Source organism: Chelatococcus sp. CO-6 (assembly GCF_001271345.1).
Taxonomy (GTDB): Bacteria; Pseudomonadota; Alphaproteobacteria; order Rhizobiales; family Beijerinckiaceae; genus Chelatococcus_A; species Chelatococcus_A caeni.
This window is the reverse complement of record NZ_CP012398.1, coordinates 2,775,903-2,796,711: the sequence shown is the minus strand read 5'-3', so window position 1 is coordinate 2,796,711 and position 20,809 is coordinate 2,775,903. Positions and strand designations below refer to the sequence as shown.

21 protein-coding genes and 2 riboswitches are annotated in these 20,809 nt (G+C 69.4%); of the genes, 7 read left to right on the top strand and 14 right to left on the bottom strand.

All coding sequences use genetic code 11. From position 1 onward, the window contains the following. Positions 1 to 42: 42 nt before the first annotated feature. A riboswitch (ZMP/ZTP riboswitch) is annotated at positions 43 to 124 on the top strand. Between the two features lie 21 nt (positions 125 to 145). The 4 genes from AL346_RS13155 to AL346_RS13140 all read left to right on the top strand — a co-directional run bounded on the left by AL346_RS13155 (position 146) and on the right by AL346_RS13140 (position 3,335). Then, entirely contained in the window at positions 146 to 745 is a 600-nt protein-coding gene (locus AL346_RS13155) for a LysE family translocator (RefSeq protein WP_019401127.1), read from the top strand. Between the two features lie 200 nt (positions 746 to 945). After that, complete coding sequence (locus tag AL346_RS13150) at positions 946 to 2,139, top strand: PA0069 family radical SAM protein (protein WP_082312628.1); 1,194 nt, start codon at positions 946 to 948, stop codon at positions 2,137 to 2,139. A 27-nt stretch (positions 2,140 to 2,166) separates the two neighbouring features. Then, positions 2,167 to 2,607 (top strand): VOC family protein, encoded by a 441-nt coding sequence (locus AL346_RS13145; protein WP_019401125.1) that lies wholly within the window; start codon positions 2,167 to 2,169, stop codon positions 2,605 to 2,607. Between the two features lie 80 nt (positions 2,608 to 2,687). Further along, entirely contained in the window at positions 2,688 to 3,335 is a 648-nt protein-coding gene (locus AL346_RS13140; RefSeq protein ID WP_019401124.1) for a ribonuclease HII, read from the top strand. 35 nt (positions 3,336 to 3,370) lie between these two features. Here AL346_RS13140 and AL346_RS13135 read toward each other — a convergent pair whose 3' ends face one another. Next, positions 3,371 to 3,856, bottom strand: coding sequence for a peroxiredoxin (locus tag AL346_RS13135; protein WP_026014955.1), 486 nt, complete (start codon positions 3,854 to 3,856; stop codon positions 3,371 to 3,373). A 47-nt stretch (positions 3,857 to 3,903) separates the two neighbouring features. After that, positions 3,904 to 4,791, bottom strand: coding sequence for a protein-disulfide reductase DsbD domain-containing protein (locus AL346_RS13130; protein ID WP_019401122.1), 888 nt, complete (start codon positions 4,789 to 4,791; stop codon positions 3,904 to 3,906). 127 nt (positions 4,792 to 4,918) lie between these two features. Between AL346_RS13130 and AL346_RS13125 the strand changes: the two genes are divergently transcribed. After that, positions 4,919 to 5,527, top strand: a complete 609-nt coding sequence (locus AL346_RS13125) for a YqgE/AlgH family protein (RefSeq protein WP_019401121.1) — start codon at positions 4,919 to 4,921, stop codon at positions 5,525 to 5,527. Between the two features lie 267 nt (positions 5,528 to 5,794). Here AL346_RS13125 and AL346_RS13120 read toward each other — a convergent pair whose 3' ends face one another. The 12 genes from AL346_RS13120 to coxB form a co-directional block, all read right to left on the bottom strand. Further along, on the bottom strand, positions 5,795 to 8,668 hold the full coding sequence (locus AL346_RS13120; protein ID WP_053194061.1) for an EAL domain-containing protein: 2,874 nt from the start codon (positions 8,666 to 8,668) through the stop codon (positions 5,795 to 5,797). 160 nt (positions 8,669 to 8,828) lie between these two features. Then, on the bottom strand, positions 8,829 to 9,416 hold the full coding sequence (locus AL346_RS13115) for a GNAT family N-acetyltransferase (protein ID WP_026014952.1): 588 nt from the start codon (positions 9,414 to 9,416) through the stop codon (positions 8,829 to 8,831). Between the two features lie 5 nt (positions 9,417 to 9,421). Next, on the bottom strand, positions 9,422 to 10,714 hold the full coding sequence (locus AL346_RS13110; protein WP_019401118.1) for a pitrilysin family protein: 1,293 nt from the start codon (positions 10,712 to 10,714) through the stop codon (positions 9,422 to 9,424). After that, entirely contained in the window at positions 10,711 to 12,126 is a 1,416-nt protein-coding gene (gene thrC / locus AL346_RS13105; protein WP_053193756.1) for a threonine synthase, read from the bottom strand. Before thrC ends, AL346_RS13110 begins: the two co-directional genes overlap by 4 nt. A 222-nt stretch (positions 12,127 to 12,348) precedes the next feature. Then, entirely contained in the window at positions 12,349 to 13,095 is a 747-nt protein-coding gene (locus AL346_RS13100) for an SURF1 family protein (RefSeq protein ID WP_019401112.1), read from the bottom strand. Next, entirely contained in the window at positions 13,092 to 13,466 is a 375-nt protein-coding gene (locus tag AL346_RS13095) for a DUF983 domain-containing protein (protein ID WP_019401111.1), read from the bottom strand. Before AL346_RS13095 ends, AL346_RS13100 begins: the two co-directional genes overlap by 4 nt. A 114-nt stretch (positions 13,467 to 13,580) precedes the next feature. Next, a complete protein-coding gene (locus AL346_RS13090; protein WP_019401110.1) occupies positions 13,581 to 14,435 on the bottom strand; it encodes a cytochrome c oxidase subunit 3 in 855 nt (284 codons plus the stop codon). Between the two features lie 52 nt (positions 14,436 to 14,487). Next, positions 14,488 to 15,087, bottom strand: a complete 600-nt coding sequence (locus tag AL346_RS13085; protein WP_019401109.1) for a cytochrome c oxidase assembly protein — start codon at positions 15,085 to 15,087, stop codon at positions 14,488 to 14,490. Between the two features lie 10 nt (positions 15,088 to 15,097). After that, positions 15,098 to 15,292, bottom strand: a complete 195-nt coding sequence (locus AL346_RS13080; protein WP_050996499.1) for a hypothetical protein — start codon at positions 15,290 to 15,292, stop codon at positions 15,098 to 15,100. Beyond that, a complete protein-coding gene (locus tag AL346_RS13075) occupies positions 15,292 to 16,260 on the bottom strand; it encodes a heme o synthase (RefSeq protein ID WP_371179627.1) in 969 nt (322 codons plus the stop codon). Before AL346_RS13075 ends, AL346_RS13080 begins: the two co-directional genes overlap by 1 nt. 147 nt (positions 16,261 to 16,407) lie before the next feature. Beyond that, positions 16,408 to 18,042 carry a cytochrome c oxidase subunit I gene (gene ctaD / locus AL346_RS13070; protein WP_026014950.1) on the bottom strand — a complete coding sequence of 545 codons (1,635 nt, stop codon included), beginning with the start codon at positions 18,040 to 18,042 and terminating at the stop codon, positions 16,408 to 16,410. A gap of 68 nt (positions 18,043 to 18,110) precedes the next feature. Continuing rightward, complete coding sequence (gene coxB / locus AL346_RS13065; RefSeq protein WP_026014949.1) at positions 18,111 to 18,968, bottom strand: cytochrome c oxidase subunit II; 858 nt, start codon at positions 18,966 to 18,968, stop codon at positions 18,111 to 18,113. Between the two features lie 409 nt (positions 18,969 to 19,377). Between coxB and AL346_RS13060 the strand changes: the two genes are divergently transcribed. Then, positions 19,378 to 19,905 carry an invasion associated locus B family protein gene (locus tag AL346_RS13060; protein WP_019401104.1) on the top strand — a complete coding sequence of 176 codons (528 nt, stop codon included), beginning with the start codon at positions 19,378 to 19,380 and terminating at the stop codon, positions 19,903 to 19,905. 46 nt (positions 19,906 to 19,951) lie between these two features. Next, positions 19,952 to 20,545, top strand: coding sequence for a hypothetical protein (locus AL346_RS13055; RefSeq protein ID WP_050996498.1), 594 nt, complete (start codon positions 19,952 to 19,954; stop codon positions 20,543 to 20,545). A gap of 96 nt (positions 20,546 to 20,641) precedes the next feature. Then, positions 20,642 to 20,741, top strand: a riboswitch (glycine riboswitch). Positions 20,742 to 20,809 lie beyond the last annotated feature (68 nt).

The following is a 20,809-nucleotide window of genomic DNA, read 5'->3' as shown; positions in this document are numbered from 1 at the left end:
TGTATGCGGCTTGCCCGCCGGGCGAGCGGCCGATACGCTCGCATCGTGCTGTGTGACTGGCGGCATGAGATGGGGAACCATCGGGGAGCGCAGCACTGTTCCGCCGTCCGCCTGGGCCAACTCCAAGATCGCGAGTGGAGGCCCTATGGACGCCGTACCCCTGTTTCTTCTGACATCGCTCGCCCTCGTCGGGAGCCCCGGCCCCAACACGTTCAGCCTGGCGGCGCTCGGAGCGGCCTTCGGCGTGCGGCGGGGGCTGGCCTACATGGCCGGGCTCAATCTCGGAATGGTCGCCGTCGTGGCCCTGGTCGGCTCGGGCCTCTGGGCGGCGGTGCTTTCCTATCCCCGGATCGCGCCGGTCGTGACCTTTGCCGCGAGCGCCTATCTCATCTTCCTGGCATACAGGATCGCCACGGCGCCGCCGCTCGGGACGGCCGCCGCGGAAGCGCCCGGCCGCGCCCCGCGCTGGTATGCGGGCGTGACCCTCTCGCTGGCCAACCCCAAGGCCTATGTCGCCGTGGCGGCGGTGTTCTCACGCTATTCCCTATGGCCGAACAGCGCCGTCGCCGACCAGTTTGCGAAAGGAGCGTTGCTGCTCGCCACCATCGTTCTCGTGAACTTGCTTTGGCTCGCCGCCGGCGCGCTGCTTGCGCGCAGCGTGGTGAACCCCAGGGTGGGGCGCGCCGTGAACATGTCCTTCGCGGGCCTGCTCATTCTTTCCGTCGCCGTGGCATCGTTTCTGTAGCCATCCCGGCAAGCTGCGTCGGAAAACGTAGCGGCACCGCCCCCGCAAAGGCCTTCGTTCCAGCCCCGTTTCGGGCCGCCGGATGCGACGCCGGCTGCCCCCTTCGCCACGCCTCCGCCGCGGCGACCACTGGACAGGGGAACAATTTTGTTCTCTATATGTTCTCGTTCAACGATCGCTGCTGGAAATCGGAGGCGCCCATGCGGGCCCGAGCCGTCTCTCATTCACCTGCCCCTGCCACCCCGCCGCGCGCCAGCCGGGGGCGCGATCCGCTGAAGGAGGTGCCGCAGGTCGGCCCGGCGGATCCGCTCGCCCTTGTCGGCCACCGCATCGACCCGGAGCGGCGGCGCGGACGCGGGGCCGTCAGCAACCCCGTGGCGCGCTACGAGCCGACCCATAGGGAGGATGTCGACGACGGCTGGGAGGGTCTTGCCGAGCTGCCCCCGTTCAAGACGGAGGTGCAGACGGAGAAGGCGCGCACGATCATCACGCGCAACGATTCGCCCGACATCTCCTTCGACCGTTCGGTGAACCCCTATCGCGGCTGCGAGCACGGCTGCGTCTACTGCTTCGCCCGGCCGACCCACGCCTATATGGGCCTGTCACCGGGGCTCGACTTCGAATCGAAGCTCTTCGCCAAGCCGGATGCACCGGCGCTGCTCGAGAAGGAGCTGTCGGCCTCCGGCTACGTGCCGCGCACGCTCGCCATCGGCACCAACACCGATCCCTACCAGCCCATCGAGCGCAAGTTCCGCCTCATGCGCGGCATCCTGGAGGTGCTGGACAGGGCCGGCCATCCGGTCGGCATCGTCACCAAGTCGGCCCTGGTGACGCGCGACATCGACCTCCTCGCGCCGATGGCGGCGCGGGGCCTCGCCAAGGTGGCGATCTCCGTCACGACGCTCGACGCCAAGCTCGCCCGCACGATGGAGCCGCGGGCGGCCACGCCGCAGCGCCGGCTCGACACCATCCGCCGGCTCAGCGAGGCCGGCATTCCCGTCACCGTGCTCGTCGCCCCCATCGTGCCGGCCATCAACGATGCCGAGATCGAGGACATCCTCGCCGCGACGCATGCCGCAGGCGCGCGCGAGGCGGGCTATGTCATGCTGCGCCTGCCGCTCGAGGTGCGCGACATCGTGCGCGACTGGCTAATGAGCAACTATCCCGACAAGGCCCGGCACGTGCTGTCGCTCATCCGCTCGACGCGCGGCGGCAAGGACTATGATTCGAGCTGGGGGCAGCGCATGGTGGGCTCCGGTCCTTATGCCTGGATGATCGGCCGGCGCTTCGAGATGGCGGCCGAGCGCCTCGGCTTCAACAAGCGCCGCACGCGGCTCAGGACGGACCTCTTCTCCCCGCCCCGCCGCGGCGCCGAGCAGCTCAGCCTCTTCTGAAAGACCCAAGACCGAAAGGAAAGACCGATGACCGCTGCCGTTCCTGCCCGCGTCAACCTCATCACCCTCGGCGTCACGGACCGCGCCGCGAGCCAGCGCTTCTACGAGAAGCTCGGCTGGCAGCCGAAGGCGCGCGCCTACGAGGCATCCATCACCTTCCTCGGCCTCGACAATCTCGCGCTCGCCCTGTGGGACCGGGACAAGCTCGCCGAGGACGCGAAGCTCCCGCTGACGCCACCGGGCTTCGGCGGCTTCACCCTCGCCATCAACCTGCCGGACGAGAAGGCGGTGGATGCTGCGCTCGATGCCGCGGTCGCCGCCGGCGGGCGCCTGCTGAAGCCCGGCACCAAAGCCGATTGGGGCGGCTATTCGGGCTATTTCGCCGATCCCGACGGCCACCCGTGGGAGGTGGCCTTCAATCCCTTCGTGCCGCTCGACGCGCGCGGGCTGATGGTCCTGCCGGACTGACGGCGGCTTTCGCACCCCCCGCGGGCGAGCCTTCTCGAATCGGGCCTTGAGCCTGCGCGCATGCGCGCCATGATGGCCGCATGAAGCGCATCGACGTCACTGATTCGCCGGCGGTCCCCGACCTCGCGTCAGCATCCTTCACGCGGGAGGCGGACTGCCGCGGGCGCGGTATCTGGCCCGTCGCCGGCGTGGACGAGGTGGGCCGCGGCCCCCTCGCCGGCCCGGTGGTGGCGGCAGCCGTGGTGCTCGACCCGGAGCGCATTCCCGAGGGGCTGACGGATTCGAAGAGGCTCACCCCCGCCCGGCGCGAGATGCTCTATGCCTTCATCCTCGACAGCGCGGCCGTGTCGGTGGCGAGCGTGCCCGCCCGCATCATCGACAGCGTCAATATCCGCCAGGCGACGCTCGCGGCCATGGCGCGGGCCCTGCGCGGCCTGCCGGTGCGGCCACTACACGCCTTCATCGACGGCAACGACTGCCCGCCCGATGCGCCCTGCGCGACGGAAGCGGTCATCAAGGGCGACCTCACGGTGGCATCGATCGCGGCGGCCTCGATCGTCGCCAAGGTGACGCGCGACCGGCTGATGGCGCGGCTGTGCCGGCAGTTCCCCGCCTACGGCTTCTCGTCGCACGTTGGCTACGCCACGGCGGCGCATCTCGAGGCCATCGCCGCGCACGGGCCTTCGCCCTTCCACCGCATGAGCTTTGCGCCGATGCGGTTGGAGTGAGCCGGGCGCCTCACGAGGAAGCGCCCGGCCTCACGTCAGAGCTGCGCGAGGAGGTGCGCCGCGCCGGAGACATCCGCCTTGCCGGGCGCGTCCTCGACGTTGAGCTGCGTGACGACGCCATCCTCGACGACCATCGAGTAGCGCTGCGAGCGCGTGCCGAGGCCGAAGCCCGAACCGTCGAAGGCGAGCCCGACTGCCTTGGCGAAATCGCCGTTGCCGTCGGCCAGGAACTCGATAACGCCCTCAGCGCCCGAGGCCTTGCCCCAGGCATCCATGACGAAGACGTCGTTGGCCGCCGTCACCGCGATGGCGTCGATGCCGCGGGCCTTGATCTCGTCGGCCTTGGCGAGGAAGCCCGGCAGGTGGTTCTTGTGGCAGGTGGGCGTGAAGGCGCCGGGCACGGCGAAGAGCACGACCTTGCGGCCCTTGAAGATGTCGTCCGTGGTGCGCGCTGCCGGCCCGTCGGGCGTCATGACGCGAAAGGTTACGGACGGCAGGCGATCACCAACTGCAATGGCCATGACAACGCTCCTTCCAGGGAAAGTCAGCCGAGAGGCTCCCTCCTGAGTTAGCGTGCCTTGGCCACCGCGTCGAGCCTCGCCGAGACGGATATCGCGCCGGCCTTGCCGACGACCGTGAGCTTCGCCGCCGTCGGGCCCGCGGCCGCCTTCGGCCGGTCGGCGACCGGGACGCGGGCAAGAGTGCGGGCGTCGTCCTGGCGCGTCAGCTCGGCCTTGTCGAAGTACCAGCCGCTCTCGCCCTCGACGAAGACGTCCTCCAGCCCTCCGCCCGCGATGCGGGCGACGACGGCGATGTCGTCCCCCTTCCGCTCGATGGCCGCGGTCTCGACCGCAAGGCCGGCGGCCTCCTCACCCAGCTCGACCTCCCGCGGGACGCGGGCGACGAAGGGAGCGAGCGCCGCCGCGTCCTCAGCCGATTCGGTGAGTTCCCGTGCTACATGGCCGCCGGTCGGGATGCAGAGCTTCTCGCAGATCGCATAGTCGAGCTTGAGATCGAGCACGACGGGTGCGCCGGCATCCTGCGCGACGACGCGCAGCGGCAGCACGACATCCTCCTTGTAGCCGATCGACCAGCCGACGCCGTCGAAGAAGCGGCGCGGCGCCGGCCATTCCACCTCGACCCGGGCGACATTGCGCGAGCCCGACCAGTCGAAGACCGGCGGCACACCCGAATCGCCCGGATCGCGCCAGTAGGTCTTGAAGCCCGGCTCGAGGGCGATGCTGAGGCCGGCCCGCCAGGCCCCGTCCGGCATGCGCCCGGCGGAGAGGAGCGCAATGGAGGACCGCTCGCCCTGTGCTTTCGCCGAAGGCGCGGGTTCGGCGACGGCAGGCGCCGTCGGGACCGCGGTGCCGAGCCATAGGGTGGCCAGTGCCAGCACGCCGCAGATGGCTGCGGCCCGCCCGGCCGTCCCGTCCCTGAAACATCCGATCGACATGGCGCCGGAATACCCTCCTGCCGCTGTCATGGCGAGCCACGAAGCCGTGAAGCGCAACAAGGAGGCATCAAAAAGCATTGAAAAGCTATGGGCGCGCCGTAGCATATTCTTGAGAGAAGGAGAGCTGATGTCGCTCGTGCGAAAGTCGGCCGAAGCCGACAAGGACTATCTGGACGGCCAGTTGCTGCTCGCCATGCCGGGCATGCAGGACGAGCGGTTTGCGCGTTCGGTGATCTATGTCTGCGCCCATTCGGAAGAAGGCGCGATGGGCATCGTCGTCAACAAGCGCGCGACGGAGCTCAATTTCCCCGATCTCCTCGTCCAGCTCGACATCATCAATGCCGAGGAAGCGATCCGCCTGCCGCAGCGCGACCGCGTGCTCGTGCTGCGCGGCGGGCCGGTGGAGACGGGACGCGGCTTCGTGCTGCACTCGCCCGACTTCTTCATCGACAATTCGACCCTGCCGATCGACGACGAGATCTGCCTGACGGCGACGATCGACATCCTGCGCGCCATCGCCCGCGGCCAGGGCCCGCACAGTGCCCTCTTGGCCCTCGGCTATGCCGGCTGGGGCGCCGGGCAGCTCGAAAGCGAGATCCAGGCCAACGGCTGGCTGAACTGCCCGGCCGATCCGGAGCTGATCTTCAACGTGCCGCTGGAAGCCAAATACGACCGCGCCCTGCGCATGCTCGGCATCGATCCGGGGATGCTCTCCGGCGAGGCCGGGCACGCCTGAGGCGCCCTTCCGGACCGGCTGGCCAGGCCGGGATTGCCTCACTCCCGCTCAGACGCCGGAACGCGTGCTCCACCCGTCCTGGCCGGGCTTGGCCCGGCCATCCACGCCTCTGACGTTGCAGTACCGCGCGTGGATGCCCGCGACAGGCGCGGGCATGACGGAGAGCGTTGCGCACCGGGCCTTGCGCTGCACACCGCGCAGACCTTGGCGGGCGAGCCGCATCTACGCCAGCGGGCTATCCCGAAGCGTGCTCGCCAACGCTGAATGTTACGCCGCCTCGTGCGCCGCGCCGACGAGCTTGCGCGCTTCGAGCGCGCTCATCGGCTCGCCGAAAGCATAGCCCTGGGCGTATTCGCAGCCGAGCTGCAGCAGCGCCACGGCGTCCGATTCGTCCTCCACCCCCTCGGCGACGACATCCATGCCGAGGTCGTGCGCGAGGGTGACGATGGAGCGCAGGATGACCGGGCGGCCGCCGTTCGCCATCTGCCGCACGAAGGACTGGTCGATCTTGATGGTGTCGAAGGGGAAGCGCTGCAGGTAGGACAGCGCCGAATAGCCGGTGCCGAAATCGTCGAGCGACAGGCCCGCCCCGAGGTCGCGGATGCGCGCCAGCATCTGCGCCGCGTATTCCGGGTTCTCCATCACGAGGCTCTCGGTCAGCTCCAGCTTGAGCGAGCCCGGATGGACGGCGAAGCGGGCGAGGACGGTCTTCACGTCGTGCAGGAGGTCGTGCCGCAGGAGCTGGCGGCTCGAGATGTTGACGCTGGCGAAGATCGGCGGCTCGACGTCGAGCGCCCGCTGCCAGGCGGCGAGCTCGCGCGCCGTGCGCTCCAGCGCGAAGAGGCCGAGGTCGACGATGAGCCCCGTCTCCTCGGCGATGGGGATGAAGTCGTGCGGGCCGAGCCGGCCGTGGCGCGGGTGGTCCCAGCGCAGCAGCGCCTCGAAGCCGGCGACCGTGCGGTCGTCCAGCCGCACGATGGGCTGGAAGAAGACCTTCATCTCGCCGCGGTCGAGCGCCCGGCGCAGGTCGCTCTCGATGGTGAGCTTGTCGGAACGCTCGGCACGCATCGTCGGGCGGAACACCTCGATGCGATCCCCGCCCTGCTTCTTGGCGTGGATCATGGCGATCTCGGCGTTCTTCAGCATCTCCTCGCCGCGCGCCTCGGCCTGCGGATCGTGCAGGGCGATGCCGATGGAGGCGGTGAGGAAGATCTCGCGCTCGGCGAAGGTCACGGGCGTCGTGACCGCCCGGCGGATCATGCCGGCAAACGAGATGATGCGATCGGGCTCGCGCTCGGAGACGAGGATGATGGCGAGCTCGTCGCCGGAGATGCGGGCGAGCGTGTCCTGCGGGCGCAGGAGGCGCCCGAGCCGCCGCGAGATGGTGAGCAGGATGGAATCGCCGGCCGACAGGCCGACCGATTCGTTGACCTGCTTGAAGCGGTCGAGATCGACCACGATCACCGTCGGGCGGATGCTGTCGTCGCCCTGGGCGTAGACGAGCGCCGCCTCGAGCCGGTCGTAGAACAATTCGCGGTTGGGCAGGCCGGTGAGGTTGTCGTGCACCGCATCGTGCAGCAGCCGCTCCTCGGCCGTGCGCGCATCCGTCACGTCCGCCAGGGTGCCGACGACGCGGATGACCTCGCCGTCGGAGCCGACGACGGGCCGCGCCTTGAGGTTGAACCAGTGGTACTGGCCGCTCGCCGAACGCAGGCGGAAGTCCTGCACCACCCGGCCGCGCCGTTGCTCCAGCACGGCATCGAGGGTGGCGCGATAGCGGTCGCGGTCGAAGGCGTGCATCACATCGAGCCAGGCCGAGGCCGGCCCCTCGAGGGAGCCGCGCTTCAGCCCCAGCTGCAGCTCGACCTCGGGGCTGACGTAGATCTTGTCGCCCATCACGTCCCAGTCGAAGACGATGTCGCCGGCCCCGGCGAGCGCCAGCGCCTTGCGCTCGGTGTCGCTGACGAGGCCCTGCGCGATGGCGCCGCCCGAGAAGGCGTGCTGCATCACCGTGAAGCCGATGAGCATGACGATGAGCACCAGCCCGCCGATGAGCGCCGGCGGCACGAGGTCGCGCGAGATCTGGCCGAGCACGGTGAAGGCCGCCGCCGTCACCCAGACCAGCAGCAGCAGCCAGGTGGGGATGAGCATCACCGCCCGGTCGTAGCGGTGGCTGGCGAGATGGATGACGAGCGCGAAACCGATGGCCGCCACCGCCGCGATGGAAATGCGCGCAACGCCGGCCGCGACCGGCGCATCGAAGACGGCGAGCCCCACGAGCGCGGCGAGGAAGACGAGCCAGCCGGCCGTCACGTGGCTGTAGCGCACGTGCCATCGGTTGAGGTTCAGATAGGCGAAGAGGAAGACGAGCAGCGTCGCGGCGAGCACGGCCTCCGCCGCCGCGCGATAGATGCGGTCCGCCGAGGAGGTCGCCGGGAAGATCTGCTGCAGGAAGCCGAAATCGATGCAGGCATAGGCGAGCACCGCCCAGGCGAGCGCCGCCGCCGCGGGGAAGATCACCGCCCCCTTCACCACGAAGACGATGGTGAGGAACAGGGCGAGCAGCCCGGCGATGCCGATGATGATGCCCTTGTAGAGGGTGAGGCCGTTGATCTTCTTCTTGTAGGCCTCCGGCTCCCACAGATAGAGCTGCGGCAGGTTCGGCGTGCGCAGCTCGGCGACGAAGGTGACGGTCGTGCCGGGGTCGAGCGTCAGCGTGAAGATGTCGGCGTCGGGGCTCTCCTCGCGCTCCGGGCGGATGCCCTGGCTCGCCGTGATGGCGGTGATGCGCGAGGCGCCGAGGTCGGGCCAGATGACGCCGGAGCCGACGAGGCGGTAGTGCGGCGCGACGAGCAGCCGGTCGATCTGCTCGTCCGTATCGTTGGTGAGCGCGAAGACCATCCAGTCCGGCCGTGTGCCGCCGTCGCGCGCCTTCACCGCGATGCGGCGGACGATGCCGTCCGGCCCCGGCGCGATGGGAATCTGGATGAGGTCGCCTTCCGACTTGTAGAACTCGACGGCCGGCATGAGGTCGATGGCCTGGGCATCGAGCGTCACGCGCACCGACTCCACCGCCCCCGCCGGTACCGCGAGGGCGGCAAGGGCGACGAGGGCCGACAGGAGAAGCGTCAGTCTACGCAGGAGATGCAACGCGGGGATCTCGCGGGTGGGCGCATCGGAAGGCTGCCCAGTCGTATCGGGCCGGCCGGGCGAGGGCAAGAGGCGGGGCAAAGCCCACAGGACCGCCCACAGCGGGGCCGCGCCCCGACGCCGCCCGCTCCCCGGCCGGGCTCTGTCGCACTCACGAGACGATGTCATCACTCAACAGGGCATAGAGGAGATGGTCCTGCCACGTGCCCGCAATGCACAGGTAGCGGCGGGCGTAGCCTTCGCGGCTGAATCCGACCTTTTCGAGGAGACGGATGGAGGCGGCGTTGGACGGCAGGCAGGCCGCCTCCACCCGGCGCAGGGCGAGGTTGCGGAAGGCGAAGCCGACGGCGGCCCGCACCGCCCGCGTCATATGCCCCTGGCGGGCATAGCGCTCGCCGACCCAGTAGCCGAGCGTGCAGGTCTGGGCGACGCCGCGCCGCACGAAGCCGAGCGTCAGCCCCCCCAGCAGAACGTCGTCGTCCTGCCGGAAGATGAGGAAGGGATAGGCCGTGTCGCTGGCGATCTCCTGGGCGTAGCGGCGCACGCGGCGGCGGAAGGAGCTGCGCGTCAGGTCGTCGGCCGGCCAGAGCGGCTCCCACGGCTCCAGGAAGCGCCGGCTTTCCGCCCTCAGGGCGGCCCACTGGGAAAAATCGGCCATCTGCGGTGCCCTGAGGTACAGCCCCTCGCCACGCACGGCCGGCAGGGCCTCGTTGTGGGGCGTGAAGCGGAACAGCACCATGGCGTTCACTTTCCAGCGAGCATCGTCTGGACATCGGCAGGCGCCGGCAGATGCGCGACCGGCCCGAGCCCCACGACGACGGGAGGGCATTCTAGCAGGGTGCGGCCCGCTGCACGTATATCCTCGACCGTCAGGGCATCGAGCCGGGCGACGATTTCCGCGCGCGGGACGATGCGCCCGAAGGCGAGCATCTGCCGCGCCAGCTGGTCGGCCCGGCCCATGGCCGATTCGCTCGTCGTGAGCAGCGCCACCTTCATCTGCGCCCGCGCGCGGCCGAGCTCCTCGGGCGTCGCGGCGAGCGCCGCATCACGCAGGCAGGCGAGCGCCACCGGCACGAGCTCGGCGACATCCTCCGGCGCCGTACCGGCAGCGAGACCGAAGACGCCCGTGTCCAGGAAGGGCCAGTGGAAGGCATCGACCGCATAGGCGAGGCCGCGCTCCTCGCGCACCTCCTGGAAGAGGCGCGAGGACATGCCCCCGCCGAGCAGGTTGGCGAAGACCTGCAGGGCATAATGCCCGTCGTCTCCGAGCGCCCTGCCCGGCCAGCCGAGCATGAGCTGCACCTGCTCGATGTCGCGCTCGACCCGCAACTCGCCCGGCGTGAAGCGCGCCGGCTCGGCCGGGGAGCCCGCGCCGGCGCCGATGCCGGCAAAATGCCGCTCGACGCCCGCGACGAGCCGGCCATGGTCGACGGCCCCCGCCGCGGCGACGACGATCCGGGAGGCGAGATATTCCCGCGCGAGAAAGCCGACGAGGCGCTCGCGGGTGAGGCCGCGCACGCTCGTCGCGGTGCCGAGGATGGGACGGCCGAGCGGCTGGCCGGCGAAGGCGCAGCTCATGAACAGGTCGTTGACGAGGTCCTCGGGCGTGTCCTCGACGGCGCTGATCTCCTGCAGGATCACCGACTTCTCGCGGGCGATCTCATCCGGCGAGAAACGCGAGCGGGTCAGGATGTCGGCGAGGATGTCGAGCGCAAGGTCGAGATCCTCCGGCAAGAGGCGCACCGTATAGGAGGTGTGCTCGATGCCCGTCTCGGCATTGAAGTCGCCGCCCACCGCCTCGACGGCCTCGGCGATGGCGCGGGCCGAGCGGCGCTCGGTGCCCTTGAAGGCCATGTGCTCGATGAAATGCGAGAGGCCGTGCTCCTGCGGCCGCTCGTTGCGCACGCCTGCGCCCACCCATACGCCCACCGCCACGGTGGCGACCTGCGGCATGCGCTCGCTCACCACGGTAAGGCCGTTGGCGAGCGTCGAAACCTCCAGTCCGTTCTCCCCGGCCGCTTCGGCGGCTGCCTTCATGCGGCGGCTCCCCGCGCGGCACGGGCCCGCGCACGCACGAATGTCTCGACGGCGGCGATGTCGTTGGCGACCACGTCGAACCGCTCCGGCCGGTCATAGAGATCGGCGAGATGGGGCGGCAGCGGCGGGCGCACGCCGCTCGCAGCCTCGACCGCATCGGGGAACTTGGCCGGATGCGCCGTCGACAGCACCACCATCGGCGTCGCGGCATCCTCCTTCAGTGCCCGCCGGGCCGCCACCATGCCGACGGCGGTATGCGGATCGAGGAGATAGCCGGCCTCGCGCCACGTCGTGCCGATCTCGGCCGCGACCTCGGCCTCGTCCGCCCGCCCGGCGAAGAAATCGCGGCGGATGGCGGCGAGCAGCGGCTCTTCCACGGTGAAGGCGCCAGACTGGGCGAGCGCCGTCATCATGCGCCGGACAGCGGCAGCGTCGCGCCCGCCGGCCTCGAACAGCAGGCGCTCGAAATTCGACGACACCTGGATGTCCATGGACGGCGAGGTGGTGGCCGCGACCCCGGCCGTCTCGTAGCGACCCGTGGCGAGGGTGCGCACGAGGATGTCGTTGACGTTGGTGGCGACGCCGAGCCGGCCGACCGGCAGGCCCATGCGCTTCGCCACGTAGCCCGCGAGGATATCGCCGAAGTTACCCGTCGGCACGGTGAAGGAGACGGGACGGTGCGGCGCGCCGAGCGAGACGGCGGCGGTGAAGTAATAGACCACCTGCGCCGCGATGCGCGCCCAGTTGATGGAATTGACGCCCGACAGCGCCAGCTCGTCGCGGAAGCGGTGGTTGTTGAACAGGCCCTTGAGGATGCCCTGGCAGTCGTCGAACGTGCCCTCGAGCGCGATGGCGTGCACGTTGGGTGAGGCGACGGTGGTCATCTGGCGGCGCTGCACCTCCGACACCCGCCCGTGCGGATAGAGGATGAAGACGTCGACCTGGTCGAGCCCGGCGAAGGCCTCGATGGCCGCCGAGCCGGTGTCGCCGGAGGTCGCCCCGACGATGGTCGCCCGGGCGCCGCGCTGCTTCAGCACGTGGTCCATGAGCCGCGCGAGCAGCTGCATGGCGACGTCCTTGAAGGCGAGCGTCGGCCCGTGGAACAGCTCGAGCACGAAGAGATTGTCGCCCACCTGGTTCAGCGGGCACACCGCCGGATGGCGGAAGGTGGCATAGGCCTCGGCGACCATCGCCGAAAGGGCATCGGCCGGCACGTCGCCGTCGACGAGGGCGCCGACGATCTCGTTCGCCGCGGCGGCATAGGACTTGCCGGCCAAGGCGGCGATCGCCTCGCGCGTCAGCTGCGGCCAGGTCTCGGGCACATAGAGCCCGCCATCCCGGGCAAGGCCCGCCAGAAGCGCTTCGTTGAAGGCAATCGCGGGCGCCTCCCCGCGGGTCGAGACGTGCAGCACCGAACCTATCTCCTCATGGGACGGCGGACAGTAAGCCCCGAAGGATGGCGAGACAAGGACGACGCTCGCGGGGCCGGGGCTGCGCGTTTCGTCTCCCCTCCCCCTTGTGGGGAGGGGTTGGGGGTGGGGGTCGAGACGGGAGAGGACAGCCTCCTGCATGCGGAGCCACCCCCACCCCTGCCCCTCCCCGCAAGGGGGAGGGGATATTCCGCGCTCCCCAATCTACGCCGCCCCCTTCAGCCGCCTTGTGGCGAAGGCCGCGAAGACGCCGAGAAGCCCGATGGCGAGGCCGAGCCATGTCAGCGCATATTCGAGGTGGTTGTTGGGAAAGCTGACGCGCGTCAGCCCGCCGCGCGGCAGGCCGCCGGGGTTGGATGCCCCGTCCGCCTCGATGATGAAGGGGGCGACGCGCGCGAGGCCGAAGGCGGCGGCGATCGCGGCCGGATCGCGCGTGAACCACTCGCCCTTGGCGGGGTCGTCGGCAGGCAGGAACCAGCCCCGCTCCTGCGGCGCGCGCATGACGCCGCTCACCACCACCTCGCCCTCGACCTGGCCGGGGGCGCGGGTCGCCGGATCGCGGTTCTCGAGGGGCACGAAGCCGCGGTTCACCACGACGATCGAGCCGTCCGGGCGGGCGAGCGGGGTGAGCACGTAATAGCCGGCGAAGACGCGGCCGCGCTCGTCGCGCGGGGTATTGCCGTGGACGAGCACCTCCCTGTCGTGCAGGAAGCGGCCCTCCACCGTGACGCGGCGGTATTCGTCCTCGTCCGCCCGCCAGGCCGGCCAGTCCGCCTCCGGCGGGACAGGGACCGGCGCCGCATCGATGCGGGCCTCGATACGGGCGAGCAGCGCCTCCTTCCAGCCCATGCGCGAGAACTGCCACGCGCTCAGCGACAGGAGCACCGCGAGCACGAGGAGCGTCAGGACACCGGGAAGGATGAGGCCACGCCAGCGTGCCGCCACGGTCATTTCTCCAGCCGGCCCTCCTCGGCCTTGTGATGGTATTGCAGGGCGATGAGCACGCCCTTGAGCGGGCGCAGCATGCCGAGGCAAACGACGAGCGCCAGCGGCAGCGACACGACGAGATGGACCCAGAACGGCGGCTCGTAGGTGAGCTCCAGCCACAGCGCGAAGCCGCAGACGATGAAGCCGCCGACGAGCATCACGAAGACGGCCGGCCCGTCGGCCGCGTCGGCGAAGGAGAAGTCGAGCCCGCAGGCGTTGCACTTCGGCGCCACGGTGAGGAAGCCGTCGAACATGCGCCCCTGCCCGCACCGGGGGCAACGGCCGGCAAGGCCCGTCGAGACGGGCGACTGGGGCGCGTGGTCTTCGTGGGCCATGTCTCATCCTCCATGATCCGCGCCTTTCGGCGCGCAGACGCCCTTCTAACGCAAAAGGGGCGGCTGCGGCCGCCCCTTTGTGTCGCATCATCGGCTGCGTGCGCCGACGGCAGGTCAGTGAGCCGCAGGCGTGCCCGCACCCCAGACGTAGATGGCGGCGAAGAGGAAGAGCCACACCACGTCGACGAAGTGCCAGTACCAGGCGGCGAACTCGAAGCCGAGATGCTGCTTCGGCGTGAAATGGCCGAGGTAGACGCGCAGCAGGCAGACGCCGAGGAAGATGGTGCCGACGATGACGTGGAAGCCGTGGAAGCCCGTCGCCATGAAGAAGGTGGCGCCGTAGATGTTGCCCGAGAAATCGAACGTGGCGTGCGAATATTCGTAGGCCTGCACGATCGAGAAGAGCACGCCGAGGGCCACCGTCAGCCACAGCGCCTGCTTCACGCCGGCGCGGTCGTTGTGCAGCAGCGCATGGTGCGCCCAGGTCACCGTCGTGCCCGAGGTGAGCAGGATCAGCGTGTTGAGCAGCGGCAGGTGCCAGGGGTCGAAGGTCTCGATGCCCTGCGGCGGCCAGTGCCCGCCGGTGAACTCCGCGCGCTGGAACTGGATGGCCTCGCCCGGGAACAGGCTGACGTCGAAATAGGCCCAGAACCAGGCGTAGAAGAACATCACCTCCGAGGCGATGAACAGCAGCATGCCGTAGCGGTGGTGCAGCTGCACGACGCGGGTGTGGTCGCCCCTCTGGGCCTCGCGCACCACGTCGGTCCACCAACTGAGCATGGTGTAGAGCACGCCGATGAGGCCGGCGCCGAAGACGTAGGGCCCCGCCTTGAGGCCTGCCATCGACAGGTCCTTCATCAGCATGATGGCGCCGCAGGCCATGACGAAGGCGCTGACCGAACCGAGGAGCGGCCAGGGACTCGGATCGACGAGATGGTAGTCGTGATTCTTGGCGTGAGCTTCGGCCATTTGTGTTGTCTCCGGGTCCCTCGGTCCTTGCTCGCGTGGGCAGGTTAAGCGTTCAGAGGCTTGGCTTGTCCGCCGCCTGGCTGGCCGCCGTCACCGGCGCGCCACCCTTGGCGGGAAAGACGGTGTAGGAGAGCGTGAGCGTGCGGATGTCCGCGATGTCACGCTCGTTGACGATGTCGGGATCGACATAGAAGACGACGGGCGCCTCCACCGTCTCACCCGGCTGGAGCGTCTGCTCGGTGAAGCAGAAGCACTGGATCTTGTTGAAATAGGCCCCGGCCAGTTCCGGCTGGACGTTGAAGGTGGCGATGCCGGTGGTCGGACGGTCGCTCGTGTTGGTGAACTTGTACATCACCGTCTTCGTCTCGCCGAGCTTGACGGTGACCTCGCGCGCCTCGGGCGTGAAGCGCCAGGAGATGCCCGGCGCGACATTCGAATCGAAGCGCACCGTGACCTCGCGCTCCGAGCGGCGCGCCGACGGCCCGTCGCTGACCTGGGGCGTACCGCCGTAGCCGGTGACGCGGCAGAAGAGGTCGTAGAGCGGCACGGACGCATAGGCGAGGCCGACCATGCCGAAGACGACGCCGGCGCAGATGACGGCCGTGCGGCGCACGGCCGCCTTCACCTTCGGGTCCTGTCCGTTGGTGCTCATGCCCCAGCCCTCACATCGGCCTGTTCATGACGTTCTCGCCGAGCCGCGCGATCGTCATCGCATAGAACAGGATGACGAGCAGCCCGAGAACGACGGCGATCGCGATGTTGCGCCCGCGGCGGCGCTTCGCCTCGTCGGGAGACATCTTGGGCGGGCCCCCTTCCACGGCGCGCTCCTTGTCGTCGGTGCGGTCCTTGTCGCTCATCAGCGCCCCCACCCGGCGAAAAGGCTGCCGAAGCCGAGCGACTGCTCGGCGAGCAGTGTCGCGAAAAGAAGGAAGAGGTAGAGGATGGAGAAGGCGAAGAGCTGCTGCGCCGCCTTGACGGCCGCCTCCCCCTCGCGCCGGCGCAGCACGCGCCAGGCGAGCGCCACCATGCCGAGCCCGGTGACGCCGGCGACCGTCGCATAGACCGCGCCGCCGAAGCCGAGCGCCACCGGCGCAAGGCCCGCCGGGGCGAGCAGCAGCGTGTAGAGCATGATCTGCCGGCGGGTCGCGTCGGGACCGGCGACGTTCGGCATCATGGGCACGCCGGCGCGGGCATAGTCGCCAGCCTTGACGAGGGCGAGCGCCCAGAAGTGCGGCGGCGTCCACAGGAAGATGATGGCGAACAGCACGAGCCCGTCGAGGCTGACGTGGCCGGTCACGGCCGCCTCGCCGATCATGGGCGGGAAGGCCCCGGCCGCGCCGCCGATGACGATGTTCTGCGGCGTCGCCCGCTTCAGCCACATCGTGTAGACGACGGCATAGAAGAAGATGGTGAAGGCAAGGAAGGCCGCCGCGAACCAGTTCGAGGCGAGGCCGAGCACCAGCACGGAGCCGACCGACAGCGTCATGCCGAAGGCGAGCGCCTCGCCCGGCGCGATGCGGCCCGCCGGGATCGGCCGCTTGGCGGTGCGCGTCATCACCGCGTCGATGTCGGCGTCCCACCACATGTTGAGGCAGCCGGACGCGCCGGCGCCGATGGCGATGGCGAGCAGCGAGGCGAAGCCGAGCACCGGGTTGACGTGGCCGGGCGCGATCACCATGCCGACGAGCGCGGTGAAGACGACGAGCGACATCACCCGCGGCTTGAGGAGCGCGATATAGTCGCCGACGCTGCCTCCGGAGACCGACGCCCCAACCGCGCCGGCCGCCTCGCGGCGGCCCGTCTCGGCCAGTCGGTCGCTGATCATCGCCATAACGCCCTACCCGTTCGGTTCGTCACTCAATGGCACTGTCGGTGCCTTCGCTTCTCGGCGAGGGGCCGCCCTTTACGGCCTCCGGCGGAGAAGCGGCGGCCGGGACCTGCCCGGCCGCACGCCTGTTTCATTGCCGGACGATCAGTGGCCGGAGCTCGTGATCTTCGGCAGCGTCTCGTACTGGTGGAACGGAGGCGGCGAGGACAGCGTCCATTCCAGCGTCGTCGCGCCCGCGCCCCACGGGTTGTCGCCGGCCTGCTGCTTGCGGACGAAGGCGAGCGCCACGCCGTAGAAGAAGATCAGGAGGCCGACGGCAAAGATGTAGGAGCCGATCGAGGAGATCAGGTTCCAGTGGGCATAGGCGTCCGGATAGTCCGCATAGCGGCGCGGCATGCCGGCGAGGCCCGAGAAGTGCATCGGGAAGAACAGGAGGTTCGCGCCGATGAACGAGATCCAGAAGTGCAGCTTGCCGATCCAGTCCGGGATCACGTAGCCCGACATCTTCGGGAACCAGTAGTACCAGCCCGCGAAGAGGGCGAAGACCGCGCCGAGCGACAGCACGTAGTGGAAGTGCGCCACCACGTAATAGGTGTCGTGCAGCGCGCGGTCGACGCCAGCGTTGGCGAGCACGACGCCCGTCACGCCGCCGACCGTGAACAGGAAGATGAAGCCGATCGCCCAGATCATCGGCGAGGTGAAGCGGATGGAGCCGCCCCACATCGTCGCGATCCAGGAGAAGATCTTCACGCCCGTCGGCACGGCGATGACCATCGTCGCGAAGACGAAGTAGCGCTGCGTGTCGAGCGACAGGCCGGCCGTGTACATGTGGTGCGCCCACACGATGAAGCCGACGACGCCGATCGCCACCATCGCGTAGGCCATGCCGAGGTAGCCGAAGATCGGCTTCTTGGCGAAGGTCGAGACGATGTGGCTGATGATGCCGAAGGCCGGCAGGATCATGATGTACACTTCGGGGTGGCCGAAGAACCAGAACAGGTGCTGGTAGAGGATCGGGTCACCGCCGCCGGCCGGATCGAAGAAGGTCGTGCCGAAGTTGCGGTCCGTCAGCAGCATGGTGATGGCGCCCGCCAGCACCGGCAGGGCCAGGAGCAGCAGGAAGGCCGTCACCAGCACGCCCCAGGCGAAGAGCGGCATCTTGTGCAGCGTCATGCCCGGCGCGCGCATGTTGAGGATCGTCGTGATGAAGTTGATGGCGCCGAGGATCGAGGCCGCGCCGGCGAGGTGCAGCGACAGGATGCCGAAGTCGAGCGCCGGGCCCGGATGGCCCTGCACGGCGAGCGGGGGATAGACCGTCCAGCCGCCGCCGAAGCCGGTCGAGCCGGGCGCCCCTTCCATGAACAGCGACAGGATCAGCAGGCAGAAGGCCGCTGCCGTGAGCCAGAAGGAGATGTTGTTCATGCGCGGGAAGGCCATGTCCGGCGCGCCGATCATGAGCGGGACGAACCAGTTGCCGAACCCGCCGATGAGCGCCGGCATCACCATGAAGAACACCATGATGAGGCCGTGGCCGGTGACGAAGACGTTGAACGTCTGCGGGTTGGAGAAGAACTGCATGCCCGGCTCCTGGAGCTCGAGCCGCATGCCGATGGACAGGGCACCGCCGACGAGACCCGCGAAGAGCGCGAAGATCAGGTAGAGGGTGCCGATGTCCTTGTGGTTCGTTGAATTCATCCAGCGCTGCCAGCCCCGCGGCAGGTCGTGTGCATGATCTTGGGCGTGGTCGTGCGCTTGATGGGATGTTGCCGGCGAAGCCATTTGCTCAGCTCCTCGTCAGGCCATTGCTTCTTGTTGTCGGCCGGAATGGGCCGGAACGGTTCGACGGATCACTCGGCCGCAGTTGCGCGGCTCGCCACCTTCACGGGGCGCACCTCGGTCGCGGCAAACCTCTGCCTGGCCTCGGCGAGCCAGGCGGCGTACTGCTCCTCGCTCACCACGCGGATGGCGATGGGCATGAAGGCGTGGTTCTGCCCGCACAGCTCGGAGCACTGGCCGTAGTACATGCCTTCGCGCTCGGCGCGGAACCAGGTCTCGTTGAGGCGGCCCGGCACGGCGTCGACCTTGATGCCGAAGGACGGCATGGCGAAGGCGTGGATGACGTCCGCCGCGGTGACCTGCACCAGGACGACCTTGTTCACCGGCACGACCACCTCGTTGTCGGTGGCGAGCAGCCGCGGCTGGCCGGGCTGCAGCTGGTCGTCCGGCACCATGTTGGCGTCGAAGGAGAAGGCCTCGCCCTCGTTGCCGGGATATTCGTAGGACCAGTACCAGGCGTGGCCGGTCGCCTTGATGACGACGTCGGCCTGCGGCGGCACGAGCTGCAGCTTGAGCAGGCGGAAGGACGGCACCGCGATGACGATGAGGATGAGGACCGGCACCACGGTCCAGGCCACCTCGATCAGCGTGTTGTGCGTCGTCTTCGAGGGGGTCGGGTTCGCCTTCTCGTTGAAGCGCACCATCACATAGATGAGCAGCGCCAGGACGAAGAGCACGACCGCGCCGATCAGCCACAGGAGACCGTTGTGGAACCAGTCGATGTAGCGGGCGACCTCGGTCACCGGCGTCTGGAAGGTCATCTGCCAGGGCGAGGGCTGGCCCGTGCCCGCAAGCGCCGGCTGCGCCAGCGCAGCGAAGGCGAGCGTCAGCGCAAACAAGGGCCGAAAACGAAGAAAATCGATCCGCATCGGTCGTCCGGAGCTCCCGTGATCGGCGGGGCGCGGTTCCCGGTCTCTCGCCTCGACGAACCGTCCGCCATCGTTCCGTAAGTACGCAAAACGACAGGCGGCGCATGGCGGCGCCCCCTGTCTTTGATCCAGAGCAAAGACCACAACCCGGCGTGCGGCGCAACGGTGTCGTTAAAATCATTCCATGCGGCATAAACGCGCGAGCCATGTTCTCCCCGCATTTTCGCGCCGCTTTCGCCAAAGTGGCGCCTCGCGTCACACCCGAAGGCCCACCGTTCTTGACAGCTGCGGGCAAGGCGTGTTCGGAACATCCCCCAGCGATTATCGCAGGCGCGGCCTCCGGCTGCGCGAATCGTTCGCATGCGGCCGCGATGTCCGGCCCGAACCGTTTCGAGAGAAAGCCACGCGAATGTTGCGCCGTTCACCCGCTCCGCGTCTCCTGCCCCGCGCCGCAGCCCTGGCCCTCGCGCTCGCGGGCGCCTTCTGCGGCGGTGGGGCCGCCCTCGCGCAGGGCGCCGTCAAGGAGACGACCGGCCATTGGCAGACGCGCTGCGAGACGCCGCCCGGCGCACAGAAGGAACAATGTGCCATCGTGCAGAGCGTCGCGGCCGAGGACCGGCCCAACGTGACGCTGGTCGTCATCGTCCTGAAGACGGCCGACGGCCAGAGCCGGCTGCTGCGGGTGGTCGCGCCGCTCGGCGTGCTGCTGCCGGCGGGCCTCGGCCTCAAGATCGACGACACGGACATCGGCCGGGCCGGATTCGTGCGCTGCCTCAACACGGGCTGCGTCGCCGAGGTGGTGATGGACGACAACCTGCTCGGCCAGTTGCGCGGCGGCAAGACGGCGACCTTCGTCGTCTTCCAGACGCCGGAGGAAGGCATCGGCATCCCGGTGTCGCTCGACGGCTTCGGCCCCGGCTTCGACAAGCTGCCCTGAACGGGAGCGGCAGCACGGACAGATGAATCAAGGACGGGTGGAAGCGATGCGGTCTTCGGTTTTGCTGGTCTCCCTCGCGGGTCTGCTTGCAGCGTGCAGTTCAACCTCCGGGGACGGCGGCTCCGCCCAGGGCGGCGGCTCCTCGCTCGGCAACCTGCTGCGCTACGGCAGCACCACCCTGCCGGAGCAGCGCGAGGCCCCGCCGGACGAGGTCATCTGCCCCTATGTCTTCGTCTCGGACGGCGGCTCGGCCGTGCGCGCGGGCGGCGAGAGCAATGCCGGCCTGCGCTACCAGCTCACCATCTCCGAGACGGCGCGCGAATGCGCCCCCCTGCCCGGCGGCGGCATGACGGTCAAGGTCGGCGTGCAGGGCCTCGCGCTGCTCGGCCCGGCCGGCGGGCCGGGCACCTTCTCCTCGCCCTTCCACGTGACGATTCGCGAGGGCAACCGCGTCTATGCCTCGCGGACGCGCACCGTCTCCGCCACCGTGGCGCGCGGCGAGACCCAGGGCGAGTTCCTGTTCGTGGAGGAAGGCTTCACCCTTCCGCCCGAGGCGACGGGCGACAACGTCATCATCGAGGTCGGCTTCGGCCGCGGCCAGGCCCAGGCGGCCCCGACGCGCGGCGCGCGCCGGCGCTGACCGCCCGAAGCGGCGGCGCGACGCTCCCTGTCGATCGCCACACGGCGCCCGTTGACAGGACGGGCGCCGCGCTTCATGACTGGCTGGTCAACGTCGATGATCCCCGCGGGAGAGTTCGCCGTGTGCCTGGCACGCGCGCGACGCCGAAGGCGCAACCGCCCCGGACACGCTCAGGCCCAAGGACCGCGCGGGAGCTGACACTCTGGAGAGCGGGCCTGCCCAGCGGCAGGCCCCACCGAAGGGGGTAACCCGGTCCTGCCGGGG